We start from the raw sequence: 25,436 nt of genomic DNA on the forward strand, positions 1-25,436 counted from the left end.
TGCCTGTGCGTATTGCGCAAAAGTGTTGTCTGGATACTCCCATTTATCGCACAGGGGCGCCAGCCGATAATACCGGCCATTCTTCGACGAACAAGGGTTAAAGGCATGCAAGCATCTTCACTCAGCGAGGCCGCGCGGGGAGCGACGACCGCCCAACCACGGTCATGGTTGCGCTGGTTATTGTTGCCTCTGGTCATCCTGGCCGGCATGGGCCTGTCGGTGGAAGCCGGCCTGCTCGGGCCACTGGGGGGCCAGGTCGGTCATCTGTGGGCCACCCTGAGCATTTTCGGCGTCGGTGCGGCGATCCTGTTCCTGCTGTTGTTGCTCAGCGGCCGGCAGCAAGGCCCGGCCTTGCATGAACTGCCGCGCTGGCAGTTGATCGGTGGTTTCCTGGGGCCGATCTACGTGGTCGTGCTGACACTCGCCACGCCCCACATCGGCATCGCCATGACCATGATCGCGATCCTCTCCGGCCAAGTCGGCAAAAGCGTCCTGATCGATCATTTCGGCTGGTTCGGTACGGCCCGCAAGCGCGTCAATGGCGAGCGCTGGCTGGCGTTGGCCTTGATTGTCGTTGCCCTTGTTCTGATTGCCCGAGGTTGACCATGAATCTGTTCATCTTATTGCTGGTGGTCGTTGCGGCCGGTGCGGTGCTGAGTGTGCAAGCGGCCATCAACGGGCGCCTGGGCCAGATGGTCGGCGTGCTGCGTAGCAGCCTGCTGACCTTTGCCGTGGGCACGGTGACCACCGGGTTGCTGATCGTGTTCTTCGAGCCGGCGCATGCCTTGACGCTGCTGGATATGCCGAAATGGCAACTCAGCGGGGCCTTGTTTGGCGTCGTGTACATGATGGTGATGGTCGGCGCGGTGCCCAGGGTCGGCACGGCCGTGGCCACGGTAGCGGTGATCGTCGGCCAACTGGGCATGGGCATGCTGATCGATCACTTTGGCTGGCTGGGCAACCCCGCCATCGAATTGTCCGGTAGCCGGATACTGGCCATGGCCTGCCTGGCACTGGCGCTGGTGTTCATGTACCGCAGCAACGCGCGCCAGGCCTGATCCCTTCAGTCGGGCTCCACGTTCATTTGCAGGCTGCCATCGCCCAGGCGCTCCGTGCTTCGCACGATGCCGCTCTGGCGCCGGCCTTCGGCGCTGAACACCACGATCTGGGCTTTGTCCAGGTCGTCCGGCATCGGCGGCTGAACGTGCAAGGCGAACCACACGGGCTTATCCTCGTCGAGGCGCTGGACGTCATACTGGCAGTCGATGCTTTTGGTCTCGCGGCCAAACAGGGTGTCGAGGCCGTAGTCAAGGTGGTTGCTGTCGGCAGGGGCGTTTGGCATCGGCAGTCTCCTGGAAAGGTGCACGCGGCTGATGTTCAAGTGATCCGTGGGGGAATGGAAAATTCCATCGGGTTGCCGTTCAGAATTGATAGCCGACCCCGGCGTAATATCCCCATCCCTCGGAGCGGGCGCGGAACTGGCCGTCGCCAAAGTCGAGCTCGCTGCCATCCTGCCAGTTGCCGCCGTTGTGAAAGTAGCGGCCCACCAGGGTGAAGCGCAGGTGCGTGAAGGCATACAGCAGGACGTTGGTCGCAACCGTGGCATTGGCGGTGCGCGCGGGGTTGTCCTTGTGCAGGTCCGAACCGAAGTCGAAGTTGGTGAAGCCGATGTAGGTCAGTGAAGCACCGTTGCCGAACTGACTGATCGGCACGATGTACTTGAGCTGGGCGCGATAGCCGTCCCAGGAATATTCGTTGCTGGCGCCATAGTTTTCCCATTGGTATCGACCGTAGAGGTTGGCCGACAGGTTGACCCTCGAACGGGTGTCGATGTCCGTGCCCAGGCCGCTGTACAGCGTGTTGGCGCGGTTGGCGCTGTTGCTGCCGTGGTCGTAGATCCAGTCGAACGCCACATACCATTCCTTGATTGGCCCGATGGCCAGGCTGCGGCCGGCCAGGGTATCGATGGAAATACGCGGCTCGTGCTCCATGAACACCGGGGAGCCGTGGTCCCATACCCCTTTGTCGTGGCTGTTGCCGATAGTGAAGATTTTCGGGATGTCGACGTAGCCATACAGCTCGAAAGGGCCCTTGCGACCGAAATACTCGTACTCCAGGTAAACGTCGTCGGTCGGTTGTGGACCGAAGCTGATGTCCTTGCTGCCGATGATCGTCAGGTCCTGGTTGTACCAGTCCGACAGGTAGGCGCCTTTTTTCGCCGGGGTGGCGTCGGGGCTGAGGGTTTCGCCCTGGGCGGACGTTTCGTTCGTCTGCGCCAGGGTGGTGGCGCTGGGTAGTCCGGTAACGACGGCCAGGAGCAGGCCGATTGTCCAATGGCCGGGCGAGGTGCGACGCAGGGTAGTGAGGTGCATGGAAAATCCTTGTCCGAGCGGGCCGGAGCCCGTGTTCCGTAGTTGAAAAAAACGTCGTCGATCAGCAGGAGGGTGACCTGCTGCGCAAACGTTTGCACATCCTGTACCAGAACTTGCCACCGGCTTGAAAAACAAAGGGATTCGTGTTGATTCCTGGCCCTATGGTCAATTCCCTGGAGCGAGCGGCGGGATGAGCCCCAACGAGGGCGTGCGGCACTCATCGTGCGCGACACTGGCGCGCCGGCGATGCTGGTAGACTCGCTCACCTTGACTTACGAGAGGTGTCCCCATGAGCGAGCCGATTCGCCTGACCCAGTACAGCCACGGCGCCGGTTGCGGTTGCAAGATTTCGCCCCAGGTGTTGGAAGTGATCCTGGCCGGCAGCGGTGCGCAGAACCTCGACCCCAACCTGTGGGTGGGCAACGCGTCCCGGGATGACGCCGCGGTGTACGCCATCGACGAGACGCGCGGGGTGGTCTCGACCACTGATTTCTTCATGCCGATCGTCGACGATCCTTTCGACTTCGGCCGCATTGCCGCCACCAACGCCATCAGCGATATCTACGCCATGGGCGGCGATCCGCTGATGGCCATCGCGATCCTCGGATGGCCGGTGAACGTGCTGGCCCCGGAGATCGCCCGGGAAGTGATTCGCGGCGGCCGTTCGGTGTGTGACGAGGCGGGCATTCCCCTGGCGGGCGGGCATTCGATCGATGCCCCGGAGCCGATCTTCGGCCTGGCCGTCACCGGCCTGGTGCAAAAGCGCCACATGAAACGCAACGACACCGCCACGGCGGGATGCCGCTTGTACCTGACCAAGCCCTTGGGCATTGGCATCCTCACCACCGCGGAAAAGAAGGGCAAGCTGCGCGTGGCCGACGTCGGCCTGGCCCGTGACTGGATGTGCACCCTGAACAAACCCGGCAGCCGCTTCGGCAAGCTCGACGGCGTGACGGCGATGACCGACGTCACCGGCTTCGGCCTGCTCGGGCACCTGGTGGAAATGGCCGACGGCAGCCAACTGACGGCACGCATCCGCTACGACGCGGTGCCGCGCCTGCCGAGCGTCGAGTATTACCTGGACCTGGGCTGTGTGCCGGGCGGCACGTTGCGCAACTACGACAGCTACGCCAGCCGGGTGGGACGGGTCCAGGAGCTGCACAAGCGGGTGCTGTGCGACCCGCAGACCAGTGGTGGCCTGTTGATCGCCGTCACCGCGGAGGGTGAAGCGCAATTTCTCCGGGTCGCCGAGGAACTTGGCCTGGCGCTGGCGCCGATTGGTGAACTGGTCGAGCGACAGACCCACGCGGTCGAGGTGTCATGATGGCCAATGACTTCATCGATTACCGCGACATCTTCCTCAACGACCGGCCCATGATGGACACCCGGGCGCCCATCGAATTTCTCAAGGGCGCCTTTCCCGGCGTGGTCAACTTGCCGCTGATGACCGACAGCGAGCGGCAACGCGTCGGCACCTGCTACAAACAGCAAGGGCAACAGGCGGCGATCGTGCTCGGCCATCAATTGGTGTCGGGCGAGACCAAGGCCCAACGCATCCAGGCCTGGGCCGAGTTCGCCCGGCGCCATCCCGATGGCCTGTTGTATTGCTTTCGCGGCGGGCTGCGCTCGCAGATCGTCCAGCAGTGGCTCAAGGACGAAGCCGGTGTCGAGTACCCCAGGGTCGGCGGCGGCTACAAGGCCATGCGCACCTTTTTGCTGGAGACCGTCGAGCAGGCGGCCAGCCAATGTGACCTGGTGCTGCTGGGCGGCATGACCGGCACCGGCAAGACCGACGTGCTGGCCCAGCTGGACAACAGCCTCGACCTGGAAGGCCATGCCAACCATCGCGGTTCGAGTTTCGGCAAGCGCGCCACCGGGCAGCCGTCCAACATCGATTTCGAGAACCGGCTGGCGGTGGACGTGCTGAAAAAGCGCGCCGCTGGCATCGAGCAGTTCGTGCTGGAAGACGAGAACCGCATGATCGGCAGCTGTGCCTTGCCGCTGCCATTATTCCAGCGTATGCAGCAGGTGCCGATGGTCTGGCTGGAAGACAGCGTGGAGCGGCGGGTCGAGCGGATCCTGCGCGACTACGTCGTCAACCTGTGCGCGGAGTTCGTCGCGGTTCGGGGCGAGGAAGGTTTCTCGTTGTTTGCCGAGCGCTTGCTGGCGAGCCTGGACAACATCCGCAAGCGCCTGGGAGGCGATCGTCACCGGCGCTTGATGGACATCCTGGAAGCCGCCCTGGCGGAGCAGGCCCGCAGCGGCGCCGTCGACCTGCATCGGGATTGGATCGAAGGCCTGCTGCGCGAATACTACGACCCGATGTATGTGTACCAGCGGGAAAAGAAGAACCTGCGCATCGAGTTTTCAGGGGAGCAGCCGGCGGTGCTGGCGTACCTGCGCGAGCGAGCGGCCCGCCGCGCCCCATAGCCTCGGGGGCGGCTCACAGCACCGCGGCCCCCACCAAGCCGAAGACAATCCCCACCACCATTGTCAGCAGCGCCACGGTCACCAGCACGCGGGCATCGAAATCCTTGCGCAGCATCAGCAGCGACGGCAGGCTGACGCTCGGCAGGGTCATCAACAACGCGACGGCGGGCCCGGTGCCCAGGCCGAGGGTCATCATGGTTTGCACGATCGGGATTTCCGCCGCGGTGGGAATCACGAACAGCGTACCGACGATGGCCAGCGGCACCAGCCACAACAGGCTGTCGGCCATGGCGCCGTCGACGTGGGGAAACAGCCAGACCCGCGCCGCCCCCAGTACCAGCACCGCCAGCACGTAGATCGGGATGGTGCTCCAGAACAGCTGCCACAGGGTCCGGCCCCAGCGGAGCAGGAACGGTTGCGTATCGACCGCGCTGGCGTCGGCCACCGCTTCCACGGCGGCTTCGGGCAGGGCCTCGGGCCGGGCGATGCGTTGGGCCACCATCGACACGCCGAACACCAGCACGATACCGGCCACCAGCCGCAGGGCGGTGAAGCCCCAGCCAAGCACGAAGCCCATGAACACCAGGGTCGCCGGGTTGAGGACCGGGTTGCCGATCCAGAAGGCCAGTGCCGCGCCCACCGACACGTTCTGCCGGCGCATGCCGGCCGCCACGGGCGCGGCGCAACACGAGCACATCATGCCGGGCAGGGCGAACAGCCCGCCGCGCAGGGTCGAGGCGAAGCCGGCCCGGCCGAACAGGCGCAGCAACCAGTCACGGGGAATCAGCACTTGCAGCAGCGAGCCGAGGATCACCGCCAGCACCGCCGCCTTCCAGATGGCCAGGAAGTAGACCTGGGCGTAGGCCAGGGCCGCCGTCAGTGGCGAGGTCTGCGCATCGTTGAGGATCGAGTTGCCGATGCTGTGGTTATCGGCGGCGACGAAGGCCTTGAGGTAGTAGGGCGACCACTTGACGTAATAGAGGCCGACGCAGGCCACCAGCAGGAACAGGGCGGGTTTGTACCAGAACGACCAGCCCCGGGCCGGAGCGGCAGAAGATGAAGACATGGAAAGGGTCCGGATAGCGGGAGAATGGCTGCATCATACCCTGCGCCGCCGGCTTGCGCCGAGGGCAACGGCTGCCCGCCGGTCAGGGCCCCGGTGTGGCCCGGCCCGGCGGCTGGCGCCTCAGGTCGGGCAGCTTTCCTGGCCGTTGTCCAGGCCTTGCTTGTAGGTCCGGCTGGAGAGGCTGGCCTTGCCGTTGTGCCAGGTCAGGGTCAGCACATACAGCGAGTCGAAATCCCCGGATTCCCAGTCTTCGGTAATGGTCTGCTTCTTGCCCACGGCCTCGCCGGCGACCTTGTTGATCAACTCCGGCAGGTAGCCATGGGACCAGGCGGTGTAGATGGTGGCGTTGTGGTACTTGTCGTGCAGCAACTCGTCGGCCAGGTCACTGGTGTCGTTGGCCGAATAATTGATGTTCACCGGCAGCCCGAGCTTGATGGCGCTGGGGCTGATGGTCATCAGCGGGCGAATGTAGCTGTAGGAGTTGTCCAGCTCGCCTTCTTCGACATGGCGGGTCGGGTTGGCTGCGAACACGTAGTCGGCCTTGCCGAACTTTTCCGGCAACAGGGTGGCCAGGTCGATGGCCCGGTTCAGCCCCTGGCAATTGAGCTGGCCAAGGCCGCCGGCGGGTTTCTCGGCGTGACGCAGGAATACCAGGGTCTGGACGCCGTCCACGGGTTGGGCGCGACTGACGCTCGATTCCAGCGACAGGGCCAGGCCGCAGGCCACCAACAGTGTCGGCAGCAGCAACCACGAACGGTGCTGCAAGCGCCTGGCAAACTTCAGTGGGTTCATCATCGGATCAGTTCTTCATTCTTCTTCGAGCCAGGCTGACAAACCCTGGCACCGCGAGGCGGTTGGCCTCGGGCGTTTTCCTTGTCATGACGCCGCTTCGGTTCCCTGTGGGGCATTGCTCAGAGTCCATCGAGGCCCTTTGGTTCGATCCTGCGGCCGGTTCCTTCCGAGCGATGGGCTGAACATTAGCGACAGGATGTTGCGAAATTAAGAACGGCGGAGGGATTCATCGTGCCTATGAGGTCTTTCGGTATTTGGATTATCCTCGGCCATCCATTCCTCTCGGAGCCCGCGACCATGGCTGACCTGAACCCATTCCCCATCACCCGCAAATGGCCCGCTCAATACCCTGAGTGGATCCAGCTCTATTCGCTGCCGACCCCCAACGGCGTGAAAGTCTCGATCATGCTCGAGGAGATCGGCCTGCCGTACGAGCCCCATAAGGTGGACTTCGGCAGCAACGACCAGTTGTCTCCCGAATTCCTTTCCCTGAACCCCAATAACAAGATCCCGGCGATTCTCGACCCACACGGGCCGGGCGACCAGCCGTTGGCGTTGTTCGAGTCCGGGGCGATCCTGATCTACCTCGCGGACAAGAGCGGCCAGTTGCTGGCCCAGGAGTCGGCGGCGCGCTACGAGACGATCCAGTGGCTGATGTTCCAGATGGGCGGGATCGGGCCGATGTTCGGGCAGTTGGGGTTCTTCAACAAGTTCGCCGGCAAGGATTACGAGGACAAGCGGCCCCGTGACCGCTACGTCGAGGAGAGCAAGCGCCTGCTCAACGTGCTCGACGGGCGCCTGCGGGGACGCGACTGGATCATGGGCGAGCGCTACACCATCGCCGACATCGCCACCTTCCCGTGGGTGCGCAACCTGATCGGTTTCTACGAGGCCGGCGACCTGGTGGGGATCCAGAACTTCCCCAACGTCACTCGGGTGCTGGAGCGCTTCCTGGCACGTCCCGCGGTGGCCCGAGGGTTGAAGATTCCGGAATGAGCGAACCGGGGGACCGTCGATACGCGCTCTCTGACGGGCGAGCGGTGCAGGGCTGACCTGCATCAAGGGTTACCCGGCCTTGCAGGGCGATTATTGCCCGGCCGGTAACACTCTGTTTTCCAGCCGGCGTTTGTGCCCTGGTCGGCCAGGGCATAAGCTTTGCCCCCTGTGATCGAGCCCCCCATTTGCCCAGGAGTCCCATGTCCAGCCAGTTCCCCGAAGCACGCCCACGCCGTCTGCGTCGCAATGCAAGCTTGCGCAGCCTGTTCCAGGAAACCGAATTCACCCTCAACGACCTGGTGCTGCCGATTTTCGTCGAAGAAGAAATCGACGACTTCGTGCCGATCAAGAGCATGCCGGGCGTGGTGCGCATCCCTGAATCGAAACTGGCCAGCGAGATCGAGCGCTACGCCCGGGCCGGCATCAAGGCGGTGATGACCTTTGGCGTGTCCCACCACCTGGACGGCGACGGCAGCGACACCTGGAGCGAGCGTGGCCTGGTGTCGCGCATGGCCGGCATCTGCAAGGACGCCGTGCCGGACATGATCGTGATGTCCGATACCTGCTTTTGCGAATACACCGATCATGGCCATTGCGGTGTGCTCCACGGCCACGAAGTGGACAACGACCGGACCCTGGTCAACCTGGGCAAGCAGGCCGTGGCGGCGGCTCGCGCCGGCGCCGACGTGATCGCACCGTCCGCGGCCATGGACGGCCAGGTCCAGGCCATCCGCTCGGCCCTGGACCAGGCCGGTTTCAGCCAGACGGCGATCATGGCCTATTCCACCAAGTTTGCCTCGGCGCTGTACGGCCCGTTCCGCGAGGCCGGCGGCAGCGCCTTGAAGGGCGACCGCAAGAGCTACCAGATGAACCCGATGAACCGTCGCGAAGCCCTGCGCGAATCCTTGCTCGACGAGCAGGAAGGCGCCGACGCGTTGATGGTCAAGCCGGCCGGTGCCTACCTGGACATCATCCGCGACATTCGCCAGGCCTCGAACCTGCCGCTGTCGGCGTATCAGGTCAGCGGCGAATACGCGATGATCAAGTTCGCCGCCCAGGCCGGCGCCATCGACGAGGCCCGCGTGGTTCGCGAAAGCCTTGGCGCGATCAAGCGGGCCGGGGCCGACCTGATCTTCACCTACTTCGCCATGGACCTGGCGTTGAGCGGGATCTGACCTGGCGCTGTCTGGGCGGGGGGGCTTGGGTTGGACGAAAGATTCGACCCCCCCAATTCCCCTGTAGGCGCGAGCCTGCTCGCGAAAGCGGTAGGCCAGCCCGAACCCAAGTGACCTGTGCCGCCGCCATCGCAGGCAGCGTCGCCCCCACATTGGGCATAGCCCGCATCCGTTTTTGATCGTATGGTTGCTCCGGACTCACGAACCCGATGGAGCACCATGCAATTCAACCCGTTGATGATCAGCCTCGCGGCATTGCTGACCCTGGCCGGGTGCGGCAGCCGCCCGGTGCAGGAACCCGAGCGCCAGCCCGCTGAGGTCAAGCGGCAGATCGTGCAGTTGTTGCCGGCCAAGACAGCGGACCGCGAAGGCTGGGCCAATGACATCTACGTGGCCTTCTCGACCCAGCAGATTGCGACCACCACCCAAAACATCTGTGCGGTCCTGGCGGTGACCGAACAGGAATCGACGTTCCAGGCCGACCCCAGCGTGCCGGGGCTGGGCAAGATCGCCCGGGACGAGATCGGTCGTCGCGCCGCGAAAGTGCACGTTCCCGGGCTGTTGATCAACGCTGCACTGGAAGTGCGCTCGCCCAACGGCAAAAGCTACGCCGACCGGCTCAAGGCGGTGCGCAGCGAGAAGGAACTGAGTGCGATCTTCGATGATTTCATTGGCATGGTGCCGTTGGGCAAGACGCTGTTCGATGGCTTCAACCCCGTGCACACCGGCGGGCCGATGCAGGTCAGCGTGGCTTTCGCCCAGGCCAACGCGCGCAACTACCCCTACACGGTGGACGGCTCGATCCGTCGCGAAGTGTTCAGCCGGCGGGGCGGGATGTATTTCGGTATCGCCCATCTATTGGGCTATCCGGTGAGCTATACCGAGCCGCTGTACCGTTTCGCCGATTTCAATGCCGGGTGGTACGCCAGTCGCAACGCGGCGTTCCAGCACGCGGTGAGTCGGGCGTCGGGCATTTCCCTGGCGCTGGATGGCGACTTGATCCTGCATGATTCCATCATGCCGGGCAGCACGGAGCTGGCGGTGCGCACGCTGGGCAAGTCGTTGGGGATGCGTAACCCGACCATTCGCGACCAGCTGGAACTGGGGGATAGCCTGGCGTTCGAGGACAGCACGCTTTACAAGCGGGTGTTCGAGTTGGCCGAACGCGCCGAAGGCAAGCCATTGCCGCGGGCAGTGTTGCCGGGGATCGTGCTCAAGAGCCCGAAGATCACGCGCCAGTTGACCACGGCGTGGTTCGCCAAGCGGGTGGATGAGCGTTATCAGCGGTGCATGGCGCGGGCGTCGGGGCGTTAGGTGGACGGTTGGCCCGGGGCGTTGGCAGGGGACCGTGGCGAGTGATCGGGGCTGCGTTGCAGCCCAGCGGGAGCAAGCTCCCTCGCCACGGTGTTGGATTGCTTGAGACCTGGGGTTGCAGGGCGAGCACTCATGCGTGGTTTTCGATCAGGCGGTCGGAGCCACCCTCGGCGACGCGGCGTTCCAGCAGGCGATCGGCACCGCCTTCGGCGACGCGGTTTTCGATGAGGCGGTCGGAGCCACCTTCGGCGACGCGGCGTTCCAGCAGGCGATCGGCACCGCCTTCGGCGACGCGGTTTTCGATCAGGCGATCAGAGCCGCCTTCGGCGACGACGGGTTGCGCGGTGGCGGCGAATACGTTGGCTGCCAGGACCGAGAAAGCGAGGCTGAGGATGACTTGGCGTTTCATGAGGGTGTGCTCCGGGGTGCAGTGGTTGGTGTGGCGCCATTGTTGCGCCCGGCCTCGGCCAATAGAACTTCATTGAAATGATGGTGGATATCGACGGCGCTGATAGCGCGTTGGTCAGCTCGATGCCACAACGACGGCGTTGGTTTGAACGCCGGCGGGTTGGTGGGTTCTACCCCATGACCCTCTCTTCAGGAGACCGCTCATGTATCAATTGTTTGGTCATCGCCAGTCGGGATCGGCGGCGGTGGAGATCGCGCTTGGGCTGTGCGAAGTGCCGTTTCGCCGGATCGATGCCTATTCGACCGAGGACAGCGAGGCGACGAACCAGCTCAAGGCATTGAACCCCCAGGCCCAGGTGCCCACCCTGCAATTACCGGATGGCTCGGTGCTGACTGAGGCGGCGGCGATCCTGATTCACCTCGGGTTGAGCTTTCCGGGCTCGAAGTTGCTGCCCGAGGACCCCCTCGAACGTGCGCAAGCGGTGCGGGGCCTGGTCTATGTCGCCGCCAATTGCTACACGCCCATCGGCATCATCGATTTTCCCCAGCGCTGGCTGGACGGCGGGGATGACGCCAGCGGCCAGCAATTGGTGCGGGGCACCCAGCAACGGCTGTATCGCAACTGGGCGTTGTTTGCCGATCAGTTTCCGGCCCGCCCGTTTCTCGGCGGTGCCGAGCCGGGGGCCCTGGATATCCTGGCCGCCGTGATCACGCGCTGGAGTGGTACGCGGGAGGCCATGCTGAACGCCAGGCCCGAGTTCCACGCCTTGTTGGAACGCATCGATCGCCATCCACGGGTGGCGCCGGTGCTGTCGCTGCATTGGCCCGGGTGAATCAGGGGCAGGCGTTTCGAGTGGCGGCCTGCTCGACGAGGCCGACCAACTGGCGGACGTTGTTCTGGTGGGCGCTCACCAGTTCGTCGATGCTGCCGCCCGCCGGCGTCTGCAGGCTGCTGCGGCAGGTGAGGGCGGGGCCCTGCGTGCCCCGCAACCGCCACTGCACATCCATGCGGGCATAGCGCCCGGGAATCGAGTCGAAGCGCTGCACGTCCACGCGCAGCAACCGCTTGGCCGCGCCGGGATTGTTCAGTTGTTCGTCCAGGCTGCTGTGCAACTCATCGGCCAGGCTGGCGCCCCACCATTCGGTTTCCAGGATCGCCAGGCCGCTGCTGCCTTGGCGAATGACCATCTGGGTGCGATCCACCTGGGGCGGTACGCTGACTTGCTCGACCTGAATGTCTGCGTTCGACCGCGACTGGCCGGCCGGCTGCACAGGGCTCAGGGTGTGGTAGTGGATCGGGTCGCTGCGGCAGGCGACGAGCAGCAGGACGAGGGCGACCCCCAGGCATTTCAGCGGCATCAGGCGTGCTCCTGTGGTCATTCGTTTGACGGCAATATGAGGTCCTGCGCCGGTGCATCCTTGGGGCGCCCGCGCAGCAACGATTCAGGATGGCGACTCAGGTAGTCGGACAGCTCGCGCAGCGAGCGCGACATGCGGCCCAGGTCGTCGAGGGTCTCGGTCAGTTGCTCGCGCTGGGGTGAATCCTCGGCCAGGGTGGAATTGGCCGATTGCAGGGTCTTGCTCACGTCCTGCAACGTGCTCTGCACGCCGGGCAGGGTCTTGCCGTTGAACTGTTTCAGGCCTTTGCGCAATTCCACCAGGTTGCCGTCCAGGTTGCTGGCGATGCTTTCCAGCGGCAGCTTGTTGATCCGTTCCACCACCGATTGAAGTTGCTCCTGCAATTGCTGGAGGCTGCCCGGGATGGTCGGGATGCGTACCGGCCGGGCGTTGGGGTCGAAGGCGACCTTTTCCGCCTTGGGGTAGAAATCCAGGGAGATGTACAACTGTCCGGTCAGCAGGTTGCCGCTCCGGGCCTGGGCGCGCAGCCCGCGTTCGACGAAACTGCCGATCAGGCGGGCGCCCGCGGCCTCGTCGTCGGGGTTGTGGTTGAGGGCCTTGAGCAATTTCTCATGGGCCTTGCCCAGGCGCTGCGGGTAGATCACCACGCCGACGTTGACCGGAAAGCTGCGCTGTTTCTCGTCGAAATCCAGGTTGATGGCCACCACTCGGCCGACCTCCACGCCCAGGAATTCCACCGGCGCATCGACCCGCAAGCCGCGCAACGCCTGGTCGAAGCGCAACGCCAGGTACTGCGCCTTGCCATTGGGTGGGGCCAGGGCGCTCTGCTGGTCGGCGAACAGCTCGAAGGTCTTGTCTTCGCCGGCGGGGCTGTCGTTGGGGTTGTATTCCGGGGCCCGGAAGGCGATGCCACCCAGCAGCAAGGCCGAAAGCGACTCGGTCTTGACCGCGAAACCGTTGGCACCGACGTTGACGTCCACGCCGCTGACGTTCCAGAACCGGGTGTTCTCGGTGACGTAGACATCGTTGGGCGCGTTGACGAACACGTCGATGTCGACGCCCTTGCCCTCGGCATCCAGGGCGTAGGACACGACCTGGCCCACCGGGATCTTGCGCAGGTACACCGGCGAGCCGATGTCCAGCGAGCCGAGGTCCTGGGAATGCAAGGTGAAGCGCTTGCCCGGTTCGCCATAGGTGATCGGCGGCGGGGCTTCCAGGCCGGTGAAGGATTTGGCGCGCACCTTCGACTGGCCGGCGTCGGCGCCGATGAAGTCGCCGGACAGCAAGGTGTCGATCCCCGAGATCCCGCCCGCGCCGATGCGCGGCCGCACCACCCAGAACACCGAGTCCTCGTGGGTGAAGGTGTCGGCGTTCTTGGCGAGCTTGACCGTGGCGGTGACGTTCTTCTGGTCCTCGCTCAACTGCACGTCGGTGACCTGGCCGATGACCACGTTGCGGTATTTCACCTCGGTCTTGTTGGCCGTCAGGCCCTGGCCGGTCTTGAAGGTAATGGTGATGGTCGGGCCTTCCTGCAGCCAGTCGTGGACCACCAGCGACACCCCCACCAGCACCGCGATGATTGGCACGATCCACACCAGCGAAACGCTCCAGCGGCGGGTGCTGACGTTGGCGCGCCCCGGCCCGGGCCGTTGCCCGTCAGTGGCTTGCGTCTTCATCCAGGGCCTCCTCGGATGGTTGGGTGTCCCAGATCAGCCGGGGGTCGAAACTCATGGCCGACAGCATGGTGAACAGCACCACCAGGCCGAAGAACAGGATCCCCGGGCGCGGCTCGATGTCGCTCAGGGCCTGGAACTTCACCAATGCCGCCACCAGGGCCACCACCAGCACGTCGAGCATCGACCAGTAGCCGATCACTTCCACCAGCCGGTAGAGCTTGGCCCGCTGGACCTGGGCCCAGGTGCTGCGGCGCTGGACGGTCACCAGCAACAACGTCAGCACGACGAACTTGATGCCCGGCACCGCGATGCTGGCGATGAAGATGATCAGGGCGATGTCCCAGGCGCCGCCCTGCCAGAACTCGATGACGCCACTGATGATGGTGCTGTCGGCACCTTCGCCGAGCATCTGGGTATTCATCACCGGCAGCAGGTTGGCCGGGATGTAGAACACCAGCGCGGCCAGCATGTAGGCCCAGGTGCGGGTGATGGGATCGGGCTTGCGCCGATGCAGCTCGGCGTCGCAGCGGGGGCAGGCCTGGGGGGCGTCGCTCATGTCGCAGGCCAGGCCACAGCTGTGGCACAGGCACAGGTTCAGGTCGTCGGCCTTGGGCGGAGGGGCCGGCGGCGGGCCGTTCACAAGCTGTCCCAGAGGTCGCGGACATCGCGCCCGGCAATGCGGATCATCAACAAGCTCAGGACCGCCAGGGCAAACAGGCCGATGCCCGGCAGCACGTCCAGCAGCCCGGCCAGCTTGATCACCGCCACCAGCGCGCCCAGCAGGCAGACTTCGAGCATGCTCCAGGGCCGCAGGCTTTCCAGGCTGCGCATGCACAGGTTGAAGCCGGGCGCTCGGCGCTGGGCGTGGGCGTAGCCCAGCACCCAGAGCAGCAGGAGCAGTTGCAGGGCCGGCGCGACGATGATCGCCACGGCGGCCACCAGGGCGATGAAAGTAATCGGCCCGTGGCTCAGCGCGACGATGGAGTCCCACAATGTGGCGCTGTTGCTCAGGCCCTTGAACCGGATGCTCATGACCGGATAGACATTGGTGAATGCCCACAGCACCGCGGCCGTGACCGTCAGGGCCAGGCGTTGCTCGATGCTCAGGCCGTTGTAGCGCTGGATGACGGCATGGCAACGCACGCACGAGGCTTTTTGATGGCGGACGAGGGCCACCGGCTCGTACACCGCATCGCAATGTTCACAGATGATCAGTCGGGCGGAGGTGGCCATCGAGATGCTCGGGCAGGGGCAACTCCTTCAATATAGAAGTGAACGGCAAATCGGCAACCCGTGGCAGCGAGCCGCTCGCTGCCACCTCGTTCGGCGACGCGGTGAACCGGTCATTCGCCGCGGATGTATTGCTCCAGCTGTCGGATCAGGTCCGCCTGCTCGGCAATGGCTTCCTTGACCAGGTCGCCGATGGACAACAGGCCGACGAGCTTGCCGTCGTCCACCACGGGCAAGTGGCGCAGGTGCTTTTCCGTCATGATGCTCAAGCAGGTCTCGACGTTCTGGTGCGGGTCGATGGTGATCACCGGGGAAACCATGATGTCGCTGACCTTGGTCCCCACCGACGAGCGGCCGTGCAGGACCATTTTGCGCGCGTAGTCGCGCTCGCTGATGATCCCCAATACTTCCCCGTTCTTGACCACCAGCAAGGCGCCGACGTTCTTCTCGGCCATGCGCATCAGGGCCTGCAATACCATGTCGTCCGGTGAGATGGTGTGCACTTGCTGGTTCTTCTCATCTTTTATCCGGAGCAGTTGCGCGACGGTTTTCATGGTGGGCCTCGGGTTGTTTTGCGGGGGTGGTTAAAGAATCGTAGACCCGACGGCGCAGAGCAAGCGCTAAAGCGGCGGCCAGTCGTCAAATAACGTCATGGCCGGGGAAACTACTGCAAGCTCAAGTCATGCGCTGTTGTGGCGAGGGGATTTATCCCCGTTGGGCTGCGCAGCAGCCCCAATAAACAGGTGTTAGGACTGCTTCGCAGCCCAGCGCGGATAAATCCCCTCGCCACAGGTAGAATTGTCGCCTATGCAAAATTCGAGGTTGCAGTGGTGGATCTACAGCAGGGCTTCGTCCTGACCCGGCATTGGCGCGACACCCCGGCCGGCACCGAAGTCGAGTTCTGGCTGGCCACCGATGCCGGTCCCCGGCGCGTGCGCTTGCCGGTGCAGCCGTCGGTGGCGTTCGTGCCCCAGGTCCAGCGTGGCCAGCTCGAGGCGCTGTTGCAGGGGGAGAAGGACATCGAGCTGCGTCCCCTGGACCTGCTGGATTTCGAGCATCGTCCGGTGCTGGGGCTGTATTGCCAGCAGCACGCCCAGTTGATGCGCCTGGACACCACGCTGCGCCGCGCCGGGGTCGAGGTGTTCGAGGCCGATATCCGGCCGCCGGAACGCTACCTGATGGAGCGCTTCATCACCGCGCCGGTCTGGTTCGGCGGCACCCCGGCCGCCGATGGCCTGCTGGTGGAAGCGCAAATGAAACCGGCACCCGGCTACCGTCCGGCCTTGCGCCTGGTGTCCCTGGACATCGAGACCACCGCCCAGGGGGATTTGTATTCCATCGCCCTGGAAGGTTGCGGCGAGCGCCAGGTGTACATGCTCGGGCCGCCCAATGGCGACGACAGCGGGGTGGATTTCCAGCTCGAATACTGCGAGTCGCGGGCGCTGCTGCTCAAGAAACTCAACGAGTGGTTCGCCCGCTTCGATCCCGACGCGATCATTGGCTGGAACGTGGTGCAGTTCGACCTGCGGGTGCTGCATGAGCATGCCCGCCGGTTGGCGGTGCCGTTGCGCCTGGGGCGCGGCGGGGAAGAGATGCAGTGGCGCGAGCACGGCGCGCGCAACAACCACTTTTTCGCCTCGGCGGCCGGCCGGCTGATCATCGACGGCATCGAGTCGCTGCGGTCGGCCACCTGGAGCTTCCCGTCGTTCAGCCTGGAAAATGTCGCCCAGACGCTGTTGGGGGAGGGCAAGGCGATCGATAACCCATACCAGCGCATGGACGAGATCAACCGCATGTTCGCCGAGGACAAGCCGGCGCTGGCGCGCTACAACCTCAAGGATTGCGAGCTGGTGACGCGGATCTTCGCCAAGACCGAACTGCTGACGTTCCTGCTGGAACGGGCCAGTGTCACCGGCCTGCCGGCGGACCGCAGCGGGGGATCGGTGGCCGCCTTCACCCATTTGTACATGCCGCTGATGCACCGCCAGGGGTTCGTCGCGCCCAACCTGGGGCAACGCCCGCCCGAAGCCAGCCCGGGTGGCTTCGTCATGGATTCGCAACCGGGGCTCTACGAGTCGGTGCTGGTGCTGGACTACAAGAGCCTGTACCCGTCGATCATCCGCACCTTCCTCATCGACCCGGTGGGCTTGATCGAGGGCCTGCGCCACCCGGACGATGGCGCGTCGGTGCCGGGCTTTCGCGGGGCGCGTTTTTCCCGCACCCGCCATTGCCTGCCGGCCATCGTGGCGCGGGTCGCCGAAGGCCGGGAGACGGCCAAGCGCGAACACAATGCCCCGCTGTCCCAGGCCCTGAAAATCATCATGAACGCCTTCTATGGCGTGCTCGGTTCCAGTGGCTGTCGCTTCTTCGACCCGCGGCTGGCCTCGTCCATCACCCTGCGCGGCCACCAGATCATGCAGCGCACCCGGCAGTTGATCGAAGCCCAGGGGCACGTGGTGATCTACGGCGACACCGACTCCACGTTCGTCTGGCTGCGTCGCGCCCATGGCCAGGAAGAAGCGGCGAAGATCGGCCGCGAGCTGGTGGCGCACGTCAACCAATGGTGGCGCGAACAGGTGCGTGACGAATTCGGCCTGGAGAGTGCGCTGGAGTTGCAGTTCGAAACCCACTTCAAGCGCTTCTTGATGCCGACGATTCGCGGCGCGGAGGAGGGCAGCAAGAAACGCTACGCCGGGCTGGTGACGCGCGCCGATGGCCACGACGAAATCGTCTACAAGGGCCTGGAGACCGTGCGCACCGATTGGTCGCTGCTGGCCCGGCAGTTCCAGCAGGAGCTGTACGAGCGGATCTTCCATCGCAGGCCCCACCAGGATTATGTGCGCGATTACGTGCGACAAACCCTGGCCGGCGCGTTCGATGAGCGCCTGGTCTACCGCAAGCGCCTGCGCCGTCCGCTGGACGACTACGAACGCAACGTGCCGCCCCATGTGCGGGCGGCACGGCTGGCCGACGCGTTCAACCAGCGCCAGGGTCGCCCACCGCAATACCAGAATGGCGGCTGGATCAGCTACGTCATCACCGTCGCCGGTCCCGAGCCTCTGGAAATCCGCAGTGCGCCCATCGATTACGACCATTACGTGACCAAGCAGCTACAACCGGTGGCGGACGCGATCCTGCCGTTCGTGGACGATGATTTTTCGACGTTGGTGGGCGGGCAGATGGGGTTGTTTTAAGGCAATCCTCATTCGCTTGACCAACCCCTGTGGCGAGGGGATTTATCCGCGCTGGGTCGCGTAGCGGCCCCAGAAGCGTCGCTGCCACCTGCCAAGCTGGCGAGTGCTGCGCACTCGAGCGGGGGTAAATCCCCTCGCCACAAAAGCCCTGTTGCCTTCATCGCCAACACGTAGTGACCCACCGACTCAAACCATCGCCAGCCGCTGCTTGCCTTGAGGCCGGGGAAACACCAGGTCCAGGGCCGCCAGGTCCTGCGGTTCAAGCTTCAGGTCGACCGCGTCGGCGTTCAACCGCACATGCTCCGGCTGCACGGCCTTGGGAATGGCGATGACGTTGTCCTGGCGCAGCAACCAGGCCAGCGCGATCTGGGCCGGTGTCGCGCCATGGCGGTCGGCGATCTGCCGTAGGGTGGGGTCCTTGAGCAGGTGTCCGCCCTGGCCGACCGGACAGTAGGCCATGACCGGCATGCTTCGCTGTTGGCACCAGGGCAGCAGGTCGAACTCGATGCCCCGGGCTTGCAGGTTGTACAGCACCTGGTTGGTGGCGCAGGCCGGCGCCGCCAGTTCCTCCAGGTCAGCGACATCGAGATTCGACACGCCCCAACGGCCGATCTTGCCTTCCTCGCGCAGGCGTTCGAAGGCTTCGACGGTTTCCTCCAGCGGGTATTGCCCGCGCCAGTGCAGCAGATAAAGGTCGATGTAGTCGGTGTCGAGTCGCCGCAAACTGCGCTCGCAAGCCAGGGGAATGCCTTTGCGGCTGGCATTGTGGGGATAGACCTTGCTCACCAGGAACACCTGGTCGCGCAGGCCGGTGATCGCTTCGCCCACGACGCTCTCGGCACCGCCTTCGGCGTACATTTCCGCGGTGTCGAGCAGGGTCATCCCCCGCTCGATGCCCAGGCGCAGGGCGGCCACTTCCTGCTTGTGCCGGGACGGTTCCTCGCCCATGCGCCAGGTGCCTTGGCCGATCACGGGCACGGATACGCCGGCCAGTTCCAGAGTCTTCATGACTGTCTCCTGTGTGGTTGAACGTCAGGCATGTGGCAGCAGGATAGACCAAGTGTCCAAGGACGATGGCCCCCACGGGCGGGCGGCGTCAGCCGAGCCTGTGGGGGCGGGCGGGGCGGGGGATTACTTGGCCGAGAACTTCAACACCATGGTCTGGGTGTAGGTCTGGCCCGGATCAAGACGCGTCGACGGGAAGTCCGGCTGGTTGGGCGCATCCGGGTAGTGCTGGGTTTCCAGGGTGAAGGCGCCCCAGTGCGGGTACACCTTGCCTTGCTTGCCCTTGATCGTGCCGTCGAGGAAGTTGCCGGTGTAGAACTGCACGCCTGGCTCGCTGGTGTAGAGCTGCAGATAGCGCCCGGACTGCGGATCGTAGGCATCGGCGGCCAGTTTGCCCACGTCACCCTTGGCGTCCAGCACCCAGTTGAAATCGAAGCCGCCCTGTTTCGGTTCGGCGAATTTGAGTTGCGGGTGGTCGGCCTTGATGTGGGTGCCGATGGCGGTGGGCTTGGTGAAGTCCATCGGCGTACCGGCCACGGGGGCTAGTTCACCGGTGGGGATCAGCTTGTCGTTCACCGGCGTGTAGCGGGCCGCATGCAAGGTGGCGACCTGTTTCAGGATGTCACCGTTGCCGGCGCCGGCCAGGTTGAAATAGCTGTGGTTGGTCAGGTTCAGCACCGTGGGCTTGTCGGTGGTGGCCTTGTATTCGATGCGCAATTCATTTTTGTCGTTGAGGCTGTAGGTGACGTCTGTCTTCAACGCGCCGGGAAAGCCCATTTCGCCGTCGGCCGACAGGTAGGTCAGGGTCACGCCCACCGAGTCCTTGCCGTCATGGGGTTCGGCCTTCCACACATGCTTGTCGAACCCTTGCGGGCCGCCGTGCAAGGAATTGCCGTGGTCGTTCTGCGGCACCTGGTAGCGCTTGCCGTCCAGTTCGAACGCGCCGCCGGCCAGGCGGTTGCCGAACCGGCCGATGGTTGCGCCGAAATAGACGTTGCCGTTCTTCTGGTAACCCTGCACATCGTCGAAGCCGAGCACCACGTCAGCGGGCTTGCCGTGTTTGTCCGGCACGATCAGCGATTGGAGAATGCCGCCGTAGGTGATGACCGTGGCTTCCATGCCGTGGCTGTTGCGCAGCACGAATTTTTCCACCGCGGTGCCGTCGTCGGTCTTGCCGAACGCCGCGCGTTGTTGGGTCAGGCCGGCAGCCTGGGCAGAGGTGGCGATCATCAGAGACACTCCGAGGGCCGAGAGCAAATGTCTGGATTCAAGCATGGTTTGACCTTCCTTCCTGTTGTTTTGTTGTTGTTTTGAACGCGGGTCGAGTCCGTTGTTGGTCGGACAACGATGAAGGCTTTTCTGTTCAGTAGTCTTTCTATTTGAGAGTAGAGAAGGGATTTATAGCCATAAATTGGGATTTATCAATTAAAAAGTAAGACTAATTGAAGTTTTGGAAATTTCTTTCAGCGAGAAGGGTTGCGCCGCGTACCGCACTTTTACGGTTTTTGCCGCTCTATCCATGGCCGGAAGCGGCGACCCCCGCCTCTTCCCCCTGCCCAGACCGAGACTCGATGGCCGGTGCTTTTTATTCCATGGATGCGGTGCGACGACGCTGCACCGCATTGTTTTTGATCGCTGTGCTGGCCCTGCTCAGCGGCTGCAGCCACCAGCAAGGCCAGGACATGGTCGCCCAGCTCGGTAACACCCGGCCCCAGGAATTTTTGCAGACCAGCGTCGACCGCATGGCGACACTGGCGATGCACGACAACCTGCAAAGCCTTTACCTGCTGATGAGCAAGCTGTACCTGCGCAACCCCGACGAGCTGCGCAAGTCTGGCTTCCTCGACGCCCGTACCGCGGAAAAACAAGTGCGCATGGCCATCGAGCAGCAGCAACCGTTGCCGACCCTGGGGGGCAAGAAGGACCTGGCGGCCTTGAGCTATGCGATGAGCCCCGAGTTCCTGGGGGACCGGGTCGGCGCCTTCATCTATGCCATCGGCAGCATGCTGGTCACGGCCCATGGCAATCGCCTCGAGTTCTACATGACCGACACCATCGACCCGCGCTTCGTCAGCAACGCGGCGCGCAATATCGAAAAGGCCACCTGGATCCTGAGCCAGCGCCAGGACAAGGACGGCAAGCCGCTGCTGTTCTCCAACGAGATCTCGGAGGAGGGCAGCAACCTGAGCTTCGCCGTGGAGTTCGGCAAAATCGTCGCGCGATTGGACCTGCTGACGCAGATGCTGGACGAGCGCTACCGACGGATCGGGCTCAACTACGCCCAGAGCCTGCTGTTCCTGAACTTCCTGCCGGTCCAGTAGTGTGCGCTGAAAAAGGCATAAAGATAGATCATATCGATATAGGGGGTTATAAGAAAAATCGCTATGCTCGCGGCCAGATTTTCCACGCGGTTGCGCTGAGACGGGTTTGATGGATTTCGGTAATGTCGGTTTAGTCGTAGCGGGCCTGGTGGTCGGTTTCATCGTCGGGATGACTGGGGTCGGCGGCGGTTCGCTGATGACGCCCATTCTGTTGTGGTTCGGCATCAACCCGGCGACGGCCGTGGGCACCGACCTGCTGTACGCGGCCATTACCAAATCGGGCGGGGTCCTGGTGCATGCCAGGAACCGCAACATCGACTGGGCCATCACCGGCTGGCTGACCTTGGGCAGCGTGCCGGCGGTCGGCTTGACGCTGTGGTTCCTCAGCAGCCTGCACAGTTCGCCCGACGCCATGAACGCGGTGATCAAGCAGGCCCTGGGCTTCGTGCTGTTCGCCACCGCCCTGGCGATCCTGTTCAAGAAGCGCCTGCTGCAATTCGCCCATGACCGCGCCGGCGGTCACTACAACCCGTCCGGTTCGCGACTCAACCTGCTGACCGTCATCACCGGCCTGATCCTTGGCACCATGGTTGCGCTGACCTCCATCGGTGCGGGCGCCCTCGGCACGGTCGCGCTGTTCATCCTCTATCCCTTCCTGGTCACCAAGCGCCTGGTGGGCACCGAGATCGCCCACGCGGTGCCGCTGACCCTGGTCGCGGGCCTGGGCCATGCGAGCATGGGCAACATGGACTGGCACATCCTCGGTTTCCTGTTGGTCGGGTCGTTGCCGGGCATCTACCTGGGCAGTCATTTGTCCGGACGTATCTCTGACGAACTGCTGCGCCCCTGCCTGGCGGTGATGCTGGCGATGATCGGGTTCAAGCTGGCTTTTTGAGCCCATGCCAGGCCCGTTCCCGCCAGGGACCCTGGCCGACGCTTGCCGTGAGGCCCGCTCGTAGCCGGTTGCGCAATGAACCCGCTGGCCTAAGCTTCAACACAGGCGGGCGCAGTGTTGGCCGACTCGCGGAACAATTGCCGCCATGGGCAATCAGTACAGCGTAGATATCAAAAGGAGAGGCGCATGCTCATTCGGTCGTTGACCTTCGCTACCTTGCTGGCCGTCGCCAGCCCGCTGTTCGCCGCCGATGGCGACTCACCCCTGTTGGCGGAGGTGGGCAAGGCCCGCCCCCTGATCGTCATCGCGCCCAGCACCGTCGACCCGGCCTGGAGCAGCCTGAAGAAAGCCCTGGATGAGCCGGCCGGCAAGCAAGGTTTCGCCGAGCGCAACATGGTGCTCTACACCGTGCTCAACACCATCGGCCAACGCGACGGCAAGGACCTGGACCCGCAAAGCACCATGTCCCTGATCCGTTCGCTCAAGTTGGGTGCCGGCGCCCAGACCAAGATCATCCTGGTGGGCAAGGACGGGGAAAAGAAGCTCGAGCATTCCGGGGCCATCGAACTGAAGGAGCTTTTCGACGCCGTCGACAAGTTGCCGCCTGCGGAAAAAGAGGCCGCCGCCCCGACTCCACCGCCTGCGCCCGAAGTGGCCCCGGCCAAGGAAGCCAAGGGCGCCAAGCCTGGCAAGGCGGGCAAACCTGCGGCGGCGCCGAAGCCGCTGGATGATTGATTTCCGATAGCACCGCGGCCGCTTTTGTGGCGAGGGGATTTATCCCCGTTGGGGCGCGAAGCGGCCCCCTCGAATTTTGGCAGTCCGGTGTGTCAGGCAGATTGGGGGACAGCTTAGGAGGGCTGCTGCGCAGCCCAGCGGGGATAAATCCCCTCGCCACAGGGGGACTCGTCGTACTTTATTGAGCATCTAGCGCCATCAGGATCCGATGCGCGGCCTTCACCCGTTCTTCATTCGGGTAGTTCTTGTTGGCAAGCATCACGATCCCCAGGTTCTTTCCAGGCACGAACGCCGCATAGGCGCCGAAACCGTTGGTGGAACCGGTCTTGTTGACCCAGGCGCCGTCCGGCGCTGGGCGCGGCGGGTCGAGAGCTTCGACTTTTTGCGCTGTCAGGGCCATCTGCGGTGTATTGCCAGCGAGCAGGTCATCCAAGGTGAACGGGGCGGGGTAGAACTCCCAGCCCAGCCCCTGGTGCATCCCGCCAACCTTGTAGAACCCCGTATGCGTCGTGGAGATGGCTTGCTTCAGCTTCGCGTCCAGTTTTTCAGGTTGCAGGTTGGCCTCGACGAAACGAATCAGGTCCGATGCACTGGTCTTGACCCCGTAGGCCTCCGCGTCCAGCGCGCCTGGCCCGACCCGCACCGGCTTGCCATCCTTTGCGTAGCCTTGGGCATAGCGGTCCATCTGGCCTGGCGGCACCCGTACGTAGCTCTGGGTGAGGCCCAGCCCCGGCATCAGCGTCTGCTCCATGACCTGGTCAAACGGCTGGCCCAGGCTGCGGGCCGCCAGATAGCCGAACAGGCCGATGCTGGGGTTTGAGTAGAGGCGCTGGGTGCCGGGCGGGTAGAGGGGTTTCCAGGTCTTGTAGTAGCTGAACATCCGGTCCGGGTGGTCCGCTTCCTGGGGAAACTGCAACGGCAGGCCACCAGCGGAATACGTCGCCAGGTCGAGCAGGCTGATGCCGTCGAAGGCGCTGCCCCGCAGCTCGGGGGCGAAGCGGCTGGCGGGGTCCGACAGCGACAGCTTGCCCTGGGCCAGGGCATAGGCGCCCAGGGTCGCGGTGAAGGTCTTGCTCACCGAGCCGATTTCGAACAGGGTCTGATCGGTGACGGCCTGCCGGGTTTCCCTGGAGGCCACGCCGTAATTGAAGAAGTGTCGTTGGCCGTCCACGGTGATCGCCACGGCCATGCCGGCGATGTCCTGCTGCTGCAGCAACGGCTGGATAGCGGCGTTGACCGTCTGTTCGATGGCGTCCTGGGCGAAGCCCGGGGTGGCCGCGCAAAGCAGCAGCAACGCGCCGGCGAGGGTTGATCTGGCCATGGGCATGTCGGATCGTCTCCTTGATGTTCGATGCCTGGGATGCACCGCAGGGGCGTCAATCTAGGCCGTTTTCCGTCACCCGGCAATTGGTTGCCGGGCACTGCCGGGCACGGTTCCGAGTTGTCTGGCGCGGGCGACGGAAAGATCCTACGAAATCGTTGCGCAGGCCGGCCGTTGGTCGTGCATGGCGAGCACACAAATTCATGGCCGCCGGGTAAACTTGCGCTCTTTCTAAAGGAGTTCCCATGAGTTACTACCAGCCCGGCATTCTCGCCACCCCTGTTCCGCCTCAGGCCCGTCATCTGTTTTTTGCCCTGGAATCGGTCGAGGCGCTGCCGGCTGCGCTGGACAAGCTCGTGTCGCTGCTCGATGGCCGCGCCGTGATCGGCCTTGGCGAATCGCTGGTCCAGGCCCTCGGTGCCCAGGTCGAAGGCCTGCGGGCCTTTCCCGCGCTGGCCGGGGTGGGCGTCGACAACCCCTCCACCCAGCACGCGCTGTGGTGCTGGCTGCACGGCGAAGACCGCGGCGAACTGCTGCACCGCAGCCGCGCCGTCGAGGCGGCCCTGGCGCCGGCGCTGCGCCTGGTGCAGATGAACGAAACCTTCCGCCACATGACCGGCCATGACCTCACGGGTTACGAAGACGGGACCGAAAACCCCCATGACGAAGCGGCCGTCGCTGCCGCCCTGGCCCAGGGCACGGACGGCTTGCGCGGCGGCAGTTTCGCCGCGATCCAGCAGTGGCAGCATGACCTGGATGGGTTCGCCGCGATGTCCCCTGGCGAGCGCGACAACATCATGGGCCGGCGCTTGAGCGACAACGAGGAAATCGACGAGGCACCGGAATCGGCCCACGTCAAGCGCACCGCCCAGGAGAGCTTCGCCCCCGAGGCCTTCGTCGTGCGCCGGTCCATGCCCTGGATCGAAGGCGACCGCGCGGGCCTGATGTTCCTGGCGTTCGGGTTTTCCCTCGACGCCTTCGAGGCGCAATTGCGCCGCATGAGTGGCCTGGAAGACGGCATCACCGACGGCCTGTATCGGATGAGCCGGCCGATCACCGGCGGCTACTACTGGTGCCCGCCGTTGCTCGACGGGCGCCTGGACCTGCGTGCCCTGGCGCGCTAAGCGCAACGGTTTGTGCAAGGCGC

At 64.3% G+C, this 25,436-nt stretch carries 25 protein-coding genes and 1 pseudogene; 13 read left to right on the forward strand and 13 right to left on the reverse strand.

The genetic code is table 11. The annotated features are described in order from the left end of the window. Window positions 1-105 precede the first annotated feature (105 nt). Window positions 106-603 carry a DMT family transporter gene (locus Q6A48_RS19415; RefSeq protein WP_304555849.1) on the forward strand — a complete coding sequence of 166 codons (498 nt, stop codon included), beginning with the start codon at window positions 106-108 and terminating at the stop codon, window positions 601-603. A gap of 2 nt (window positions 604-605) precedes the next feature. Beyond that, entirely contained in the window at window positions 606-1,058 is a 453-nt protein-coding gene (locus Q6A48_RS19420; RefSeq protein ID WP_304555850.1) for a DMT family transporter, read from the forward strand. A gap of 5 nt (window positions 1,059-1,063) precedes the next feature. Here the strand turns inward: Q6A48_RS19420 and Q6A48_RS19425 are convergent, their stop codons facing one another. Next, a complete protein-coding gene (locus Q6A48_RS19425; RefSeq protein WP_304555851.1) occupies window positions 1,064-1,342 on the reverse strand; it encodes a hypothetical protein in 279 nt (92 codons plus the stop codon). A gap of 79 nt (window positions 1,343-1,421) precedes the next feature. Continuing rightward, on the reverse strand, window positions 1,422-2,372 hold the full coding sequence (locus tag Q6A48_RS19430; protein ID WP_304555852.1) for a nucleoside-specific channel-forming protein Tsx: 951 nt from the start codon (window positions 2,370-2,372) through the stop codon (window positions 1,422-1,424). Window positions 2,373-2,661: 289 nt separating this feature from the next. Between Q6A48_RS19430 and selD the strand changes: the two genes are divergently transcribed. Both selD and mnmH read left to right on the forward strand, forming a co-directional pair. Then, window positions 2,662-3,696: a selenide, water dikinase SelD gene (gene selD, locus Q6A48_RS19435; RefSeq protein ID WP_304555853.1), complete on the forward strand. Its 1,035-nt coding sequence runs from the start codon at window positions 2,662-2,664 to the stop codon at window positions 3,694-3,696. Next, a complete protein-coding gene (mnmH, locus tag Q6A48_RS19440) occupies window positions 3,696-4,802 on the forward strand; it encodes a tRNA 2-selenouridine(34) synthase MnmH (RefSeq protein WP_304555888.1) in 1,107 nt (368 codons plus the stop codon). Before selD ends, mnmH begins: the two co-directional genes overlap by 1 nt. Window positions 4,803-4,815: 13 nt before the next feature. Here the strand turns inward: mnmH and Q6A48_RS19445 are convergent, their stop codons facing one another. Both Q6A48_RS19445 and Q6A48_RS19450 read right to left on the reverse strand, forming a co-directional pair. Beyond that, window positions 4,816-5,868 (reverse strand): permease, encoded by a 1,053-nt coding sequence (locus tag Q6A48_RS19445; protein WP_304555854.1) that lies wholly within the window; start codon window positions 5,866-5,868, stop codon window positions 4,816-4,818. Between the two features lie 120 nt (window positions 5,869-5,988). Next, the gene (locus Q6A48_RS19450; protein WP_304555855.1) at window positions 5,989-6,663 is read right to left on the reverse strand and encodes a histidine phosphatase family protein; all 675 of its coding nucleotides are present in this window, start codon (window positions 6,661-6,663) and stop codon (window positions 5,989-5,991) included. Window positions 6,664-6,957: 294 nt separating this feature from the next. On the opposite strand from Q6A48_RS19450, the gene Q6A48_RS19455 reads away from it, so the two are divergent. The 3 genes from Q6A48_RS19455 to Q6A48_RS19465 all read left to right on the forward strand — a co-directional run bounded on the left by Q6A48_RS19455 (window position 6,958) and on the right by Q6A48_RS19465 (window position 10,145). Next, entirely contained in the window at window positions 6,958-7,656 is a 699-nt protein-coding gene (locus Q6A48_RS19455) for a glutathione binding-like protein (protein WP_304555856.1), read from the forward strand. Window positions 7,657-7,856: 200 nt separating this feature from the next. Continuing rightward, complete coding sequence (hemB, locus tag Q6A48_RS19460; RefSeq protein ID WP_304555857.1) at window positions 7,857-8,831, forward strand: porphobilinogen synthase; 975 nt, start codon at window positions 7,857-7,859, stop codon at window positions 8,829-8,831. Between the two features lie 219 nt (window positions 8,832-9,050). Next, on the forward strand, window positions 9,051-10,145 hold the full coding sequence (locus Q6A48_RS19465) for a DUF1615 domain-containing protein (RefSeq protein ID WP_304555858.1): 1,095 nt from the start codon (window positions 9,051-9,053) through the stop codon (window positions 10,143-10,145). A 139-nt stretch (window positions 10,146-10,284) separates the two neighbouring features. Here the strand turns inward: Q6A48_RS19465 and Q6A48_RS19470 are convergent. After that, a pseudogene (locus tag Q6A48_RS19470) lies at window positions 10,285-10,554 on the reverse strand (hypothetical protein); the annotation flags it as partial. A 202-nt stretch (window positions 10,555-10,756) separates the two neighbouring features. On the opposite strand from Q6A48_RS19470, the gene Q6A48_RS19475 reads away from it, so the two are divergent. Beyond that, on the forward strand, window positions 10,757-11,386 hold the full coding sequence (locus Q6A48_RS19475) for a glutathione S-transferase family protein (RefSeq protein WP_304555859.1): 630 nt from the start codon (window positions 10,757-10,759) through the stop codon (window positions 11,384-11,386). A 1-nt stretch (window position 11,387) separates the two neighbouring features. On the opposite strand, the gene Q6A48_RS19480 is transcribed toward Q6A48_RS19475, so the two are convergent. From Q6A48_RS19480 to Q6A48_RS19500, 5 genes are all read right to left on the reverse strand, one after another. Further along, a complete protein-coding gene (locus Q6A48_RS19480) occupies window positions 11,388-11,912 on the reverse strand; it encodes a PqiC family protein (protein ID WP_304555860.1) in 525 nt (174 codons plus the stop codon). A gap of 17 nt (window positions 11,913-11,929) precedes the next feature. Further along, window positions 11,930-13,588: a PqiB family protein gene (locus Q6A48_RS19485; protein WP_304555861.1), complete on the reverse strand. Its 1,659-nt coding sequence runs from the start codon at window positions 13,586-13,588 to the stop codon at window positions 11,930-11,932. Continuing rightward, on the reverse strand, window positions 13,569-14,228 hold the full coding sequence (locus Q6A48_RS19490; protein ID WP_304555862.1) for a paraquat-inducible protein A: 660 nt from the start codon (window positions 14,226-14,228) through the stop codon (window positions 13,569-13,571). The genes Q6A48_RS19485 and Q6A48_RS19490 overlap by 20 nt, the downstream gene beginning before the upstream one ends. After that, the gene (locus Q6A48_RS19495) at window positions 14,225-14,821 is read right to left on the reverse strand and encodes a paraquat-inducible protein A (protein ID WP_304555863.1); all 597 of its coding nucleotides are present in this window, start codon (window positions 14,819-14,821) and stop codon (window positions 14,225-14,227) included. The genes Q6A48_RS19490 and Q6A48_RS19495 overlap by 4 nt, the downstream gene beginning before the upstream one ends. 110 nt (window positions 14,822-14,931) lie before the next feature. Further along, on the reverse strand, window positions 14,932-15,372 hold the full coding sequence (locus Q6A48_RS19500) for a CBS domain-containing protein (protein ID WP_042728728.1): 441 nt from the start codon (window positions 15,370-15,372) through the stop codon (window positions 14,932-14,934). A 276-nt stretch (window positions 15,373-15,648) separates the two neighbouring features. Between Q6A48_RS19500 and Q6A48_RS19505 the strand changes: the two genes are divergently transcribed. Beyond that, on the forward strand, window positions 15,649-18,012 hold the full coding sequence (locus Q6A48_RS19505) for a DNA polymerase II (protein WP_304555865.1): 2,364 nt from the start codon (window positions 15,649-15,651) through the stop codon (window positions 18,010-18,012). 186 nt (window positions 18,013-18,198) lie between these two features. Here the strand turns inward: Q6A48_RS19505 and Q6A48_RS19510 are convergent, their stop codons facing one another. Beyond that, window positions 18,199-19,020 carry an aldo/keto reductase gene (locus Q6A48_RS19510; RefSeq protein ID WP_304555867.1) on the reverse strand — a complete coding sequence of 274 codons (822 nt, stop codon included), beginning with the start codon at window positions 19,018-19,020 and terminating at the stop codon, window positions 18,199-18,201. A 123-nt stretch (window positions 19,021-19,143) separates the two neighbouring features. After that, entirely contained in the window at window positions 19,144-20,292 is a 1,149-nt protein-coding gene (locus Q6A48_RS19515; protein WP_304555868.1) for an aldose epimerase family protein, read from the reverse strand. Window positions 20,293-20,609: 317 nt separating this feature from the next. On the opposite strand from Q6A48_RS19515, the gene Q6A48_RS19520 reads away from it, so the two are divergent. From Q6A48_RS19520 to Q6A48_RS19530, 3 genes are all read left to right on the forward strand, one after another. Then, entirely contained in the window at window positions 20,610-21,338 is a 729-nt protein-coding gene (locus Q6A48_RS19520; RefSeq protein WP_369811716.1) for a hypothetical protein, read from the forward strand. Between the two features lie 109 nt (window positions 21,339-21,447). Beyond that, a complete protein-coding gene (locus Q6A48_RS19525; protein WP_304555871.1) occupies window positions 21,448-22,233 on the forward strand; it encodes a sulfite exporter TauE/SafE family protein in 786 nt (261 codons plus the stop codon). A 186-nt stretch (window positions 22,234-22,419) separates the two neighbouring features. Then, window positions 22,420-22,968 (forward strand): DUF4174 domain-containing protein, encoded by a 549-nt coding sequence (locus Q6A48_RS19530; RefSeq protein ID WP_304555872.1) that lies wholly within the window; start codon window positions 22,420-22,422, stop codon window positions 22,966-22,968. A gap of 178 nt (window positions 22,969-23,146) precedes the next feature. On the opposite strand, the gene ampC is transcribed toward Q6A48_RS19530, so the two are convergent. After that, window positions 23,147-24,295, reverse strand: coding sequence for a class C beta-lactamase (gene ampC, locus Q6A48_RS19535; protein WP_304555873.1), 1,149 nt, complete (start codon window positions 24,293-24,295; stop codon window positions 23,147-23,149). A gap of 239 nt (window positions 24,296-24,534) precedes the next feature. Between ampC and Q6A48_RS19540 the strand changes: the two genes are divergently transcribed. Next, entirely contained in the window at window positions 24,535-25,413 is an 879-nt protein-coding gene (locus Q6A48_RS19540) for a Dyp-type peroxidase (RefSeq protein WP_304555874.1), read from the forward strand. Window positions 25,414-25,436 lie beyond the last annotated feature (23 nt).

The sequence above is a fragment of the Pseudomonas citrullilanati genome (genome assembly GCF_030580855.1).
Taxonomy (GTDB): Bacteria; Pseudomonadota; Gammaproteobacteria; order Pseudomonadales; family Pseudomonadaceae; genus Aquipseudomonas; species Aquipseudomonas citrulli.

Coding starts and splice junctions, on each gene's coding strand:
- Q6A48_RS19510 (WP_304555867.1), bottom strand. CDS start 19,020: ATGAAGACTCTGGAACTGGCCGGCGTATCCGTGCCCGTGATCGGCCAA.
- Q6A48_RS19500 (WP_042728728.1), bottom strand. CDS start 15,372: ATGAAAACCGTCGCGCAACTGCTCCGGATAAAAGATGAGAAGAACCAG.
- mnmH (WP_304555888.1), top strand. CDS start 3,696: ATGGCCAATGACTTCATCGATTACCGCGACATCTTCCTCAACGACCGG.
- Q6A48_RS19520 (WP_369811716.1), top strand. CDS start 20,610: ATGGATGCGGTGCGACGACGCTGCACCGCATTGTTTTTGATCGCTGTG.
- Q6A48_RS19495 (WP_304555863.1), bottom strand. CDS start 14,821: ATGGCCACCTCCGCCCGACTGATCATCTGTGAACATTGCGATGCGGTG.
- Q6A48_RS19515 (WP_304555868.1), bottom strand. CDS start 20,292: ATGCTTGAATCCAGACATTTGCTCTCGGCCCTCGGAGTGTCTCTGATG.
- Q6A48_RS19465 (WP_304555858.1), top strand. CDS start 9,051: ATGCAATTCAACCCGTTGATGATCAGCCTCGCGGCATTGCTGACCCTG.
- Q6A48_RS19425 (WP_304555851.1), bottom strand. CDS start 1,342: ATGCCAAACGCCCCTGCCGACAGCAACCACCTTGACTACGGCCTCGAC.
- Q6A48_RS19485 (WP_304555861.1), bottom strand. CDS start 13,588: ATGAAGACGCAAGCCACTGACGGGCAACGGCCCGGGCCGGGGCGCGCC.
- hemB (WP_304555857.1), top strand. CDS start 7,857: ATGTCCAGCCAGTTCCCCGAAGCACGCCCACGCCGTCTGCGTCGCAAT.
- Q6A48_RS19540 (WP_304555874.1), top strand. CDS start 24,535: ATGAGTTACTACCAGCCCGGCATTCTCGCCACCCCTGTTCCGCCTCAG.
- selD (WP_304555853.1), top strand. CDS start 2,662: ATGAGCGAGCCGATTCGCCTGACCCAGTACAGCCACGGCGCCGGTTGC.
- Q6A48_RS19525 (WP_304555871.1), top strand. CDS start 21,448: ATGGATTTCGGTAATGTCGGTTTAGTCGTAGCGGGCCTGGTGGTCGGT.
- Q6A48_RS19455 (WP_304555856.1), top strand. CDS start 6,958: ATGGCTGACCTGAACCCATTCCCCATCACCCGCAAATGGCCCGCTCAA.
- Q6A48_RS19430 (WP_304555852.1), bottom strand. CDS start 2,372: ATGCACCTCACTACCCTGCGTCGCACCTCGCCCGGCCATTGGACAATC.
- Q6A48_RS19415 (WP_304555849.1), top strand. CDS start 106: ATGCAAGCATCTTCACTCAGCGAGGCCGCGCGGGGAGCGACGACCGCC.
- ampC (WP_304555873.1), bottom strand. CDS start 24,295: ATGCCCATGGCCAGATCAACCCTCGCCGGCGCGTTGCTGCTGCTTTGC.
- Q6A48_RS19530 (WP_304555872.1), top strand. CDS start 22,420: ATGCTCATTCGGTCGTTGACCTTCGCTACCTTGCTGGCCGTCGCCAGC.
- Q6A48_RS19445 (WP_304555854.1), bottom strand. CDS start 5,868: ATGTCTTCATCTTCTGCCGCTCCGGCCCGGGGCTGGTCGTTCTGGTAC.
- Q6A48_RS19480 (WP_304555860.1), bottom strand. CDS start 11,912: ATGCCGCTGAAATGCCTGGGGGTCGCCCTCGTCCTGCTGCTCGTCGCC.
- Q6A48_RS19420 (WP_304555850.1), top strand. CDS start 606: ATGAATCTGTTCATCTTATTGCTGGTGGTCGTTGCGGCCGGTGCGGTG.
- Q6A48_RS19475 (WP_304555859.1), top strand. CDS start 10,757: ATGTATCAATTGTTTGGTCATCGCCAGTCGGGATCGGCGGCGGTGGAG.
- Q6A48_RS19450 (WP_304555855.1), bottom strand. CDS start 6,663: ATGATGAACCCACTGAAGTTTGCCAGGCGCTTGCAGCACCGTTCGTGG.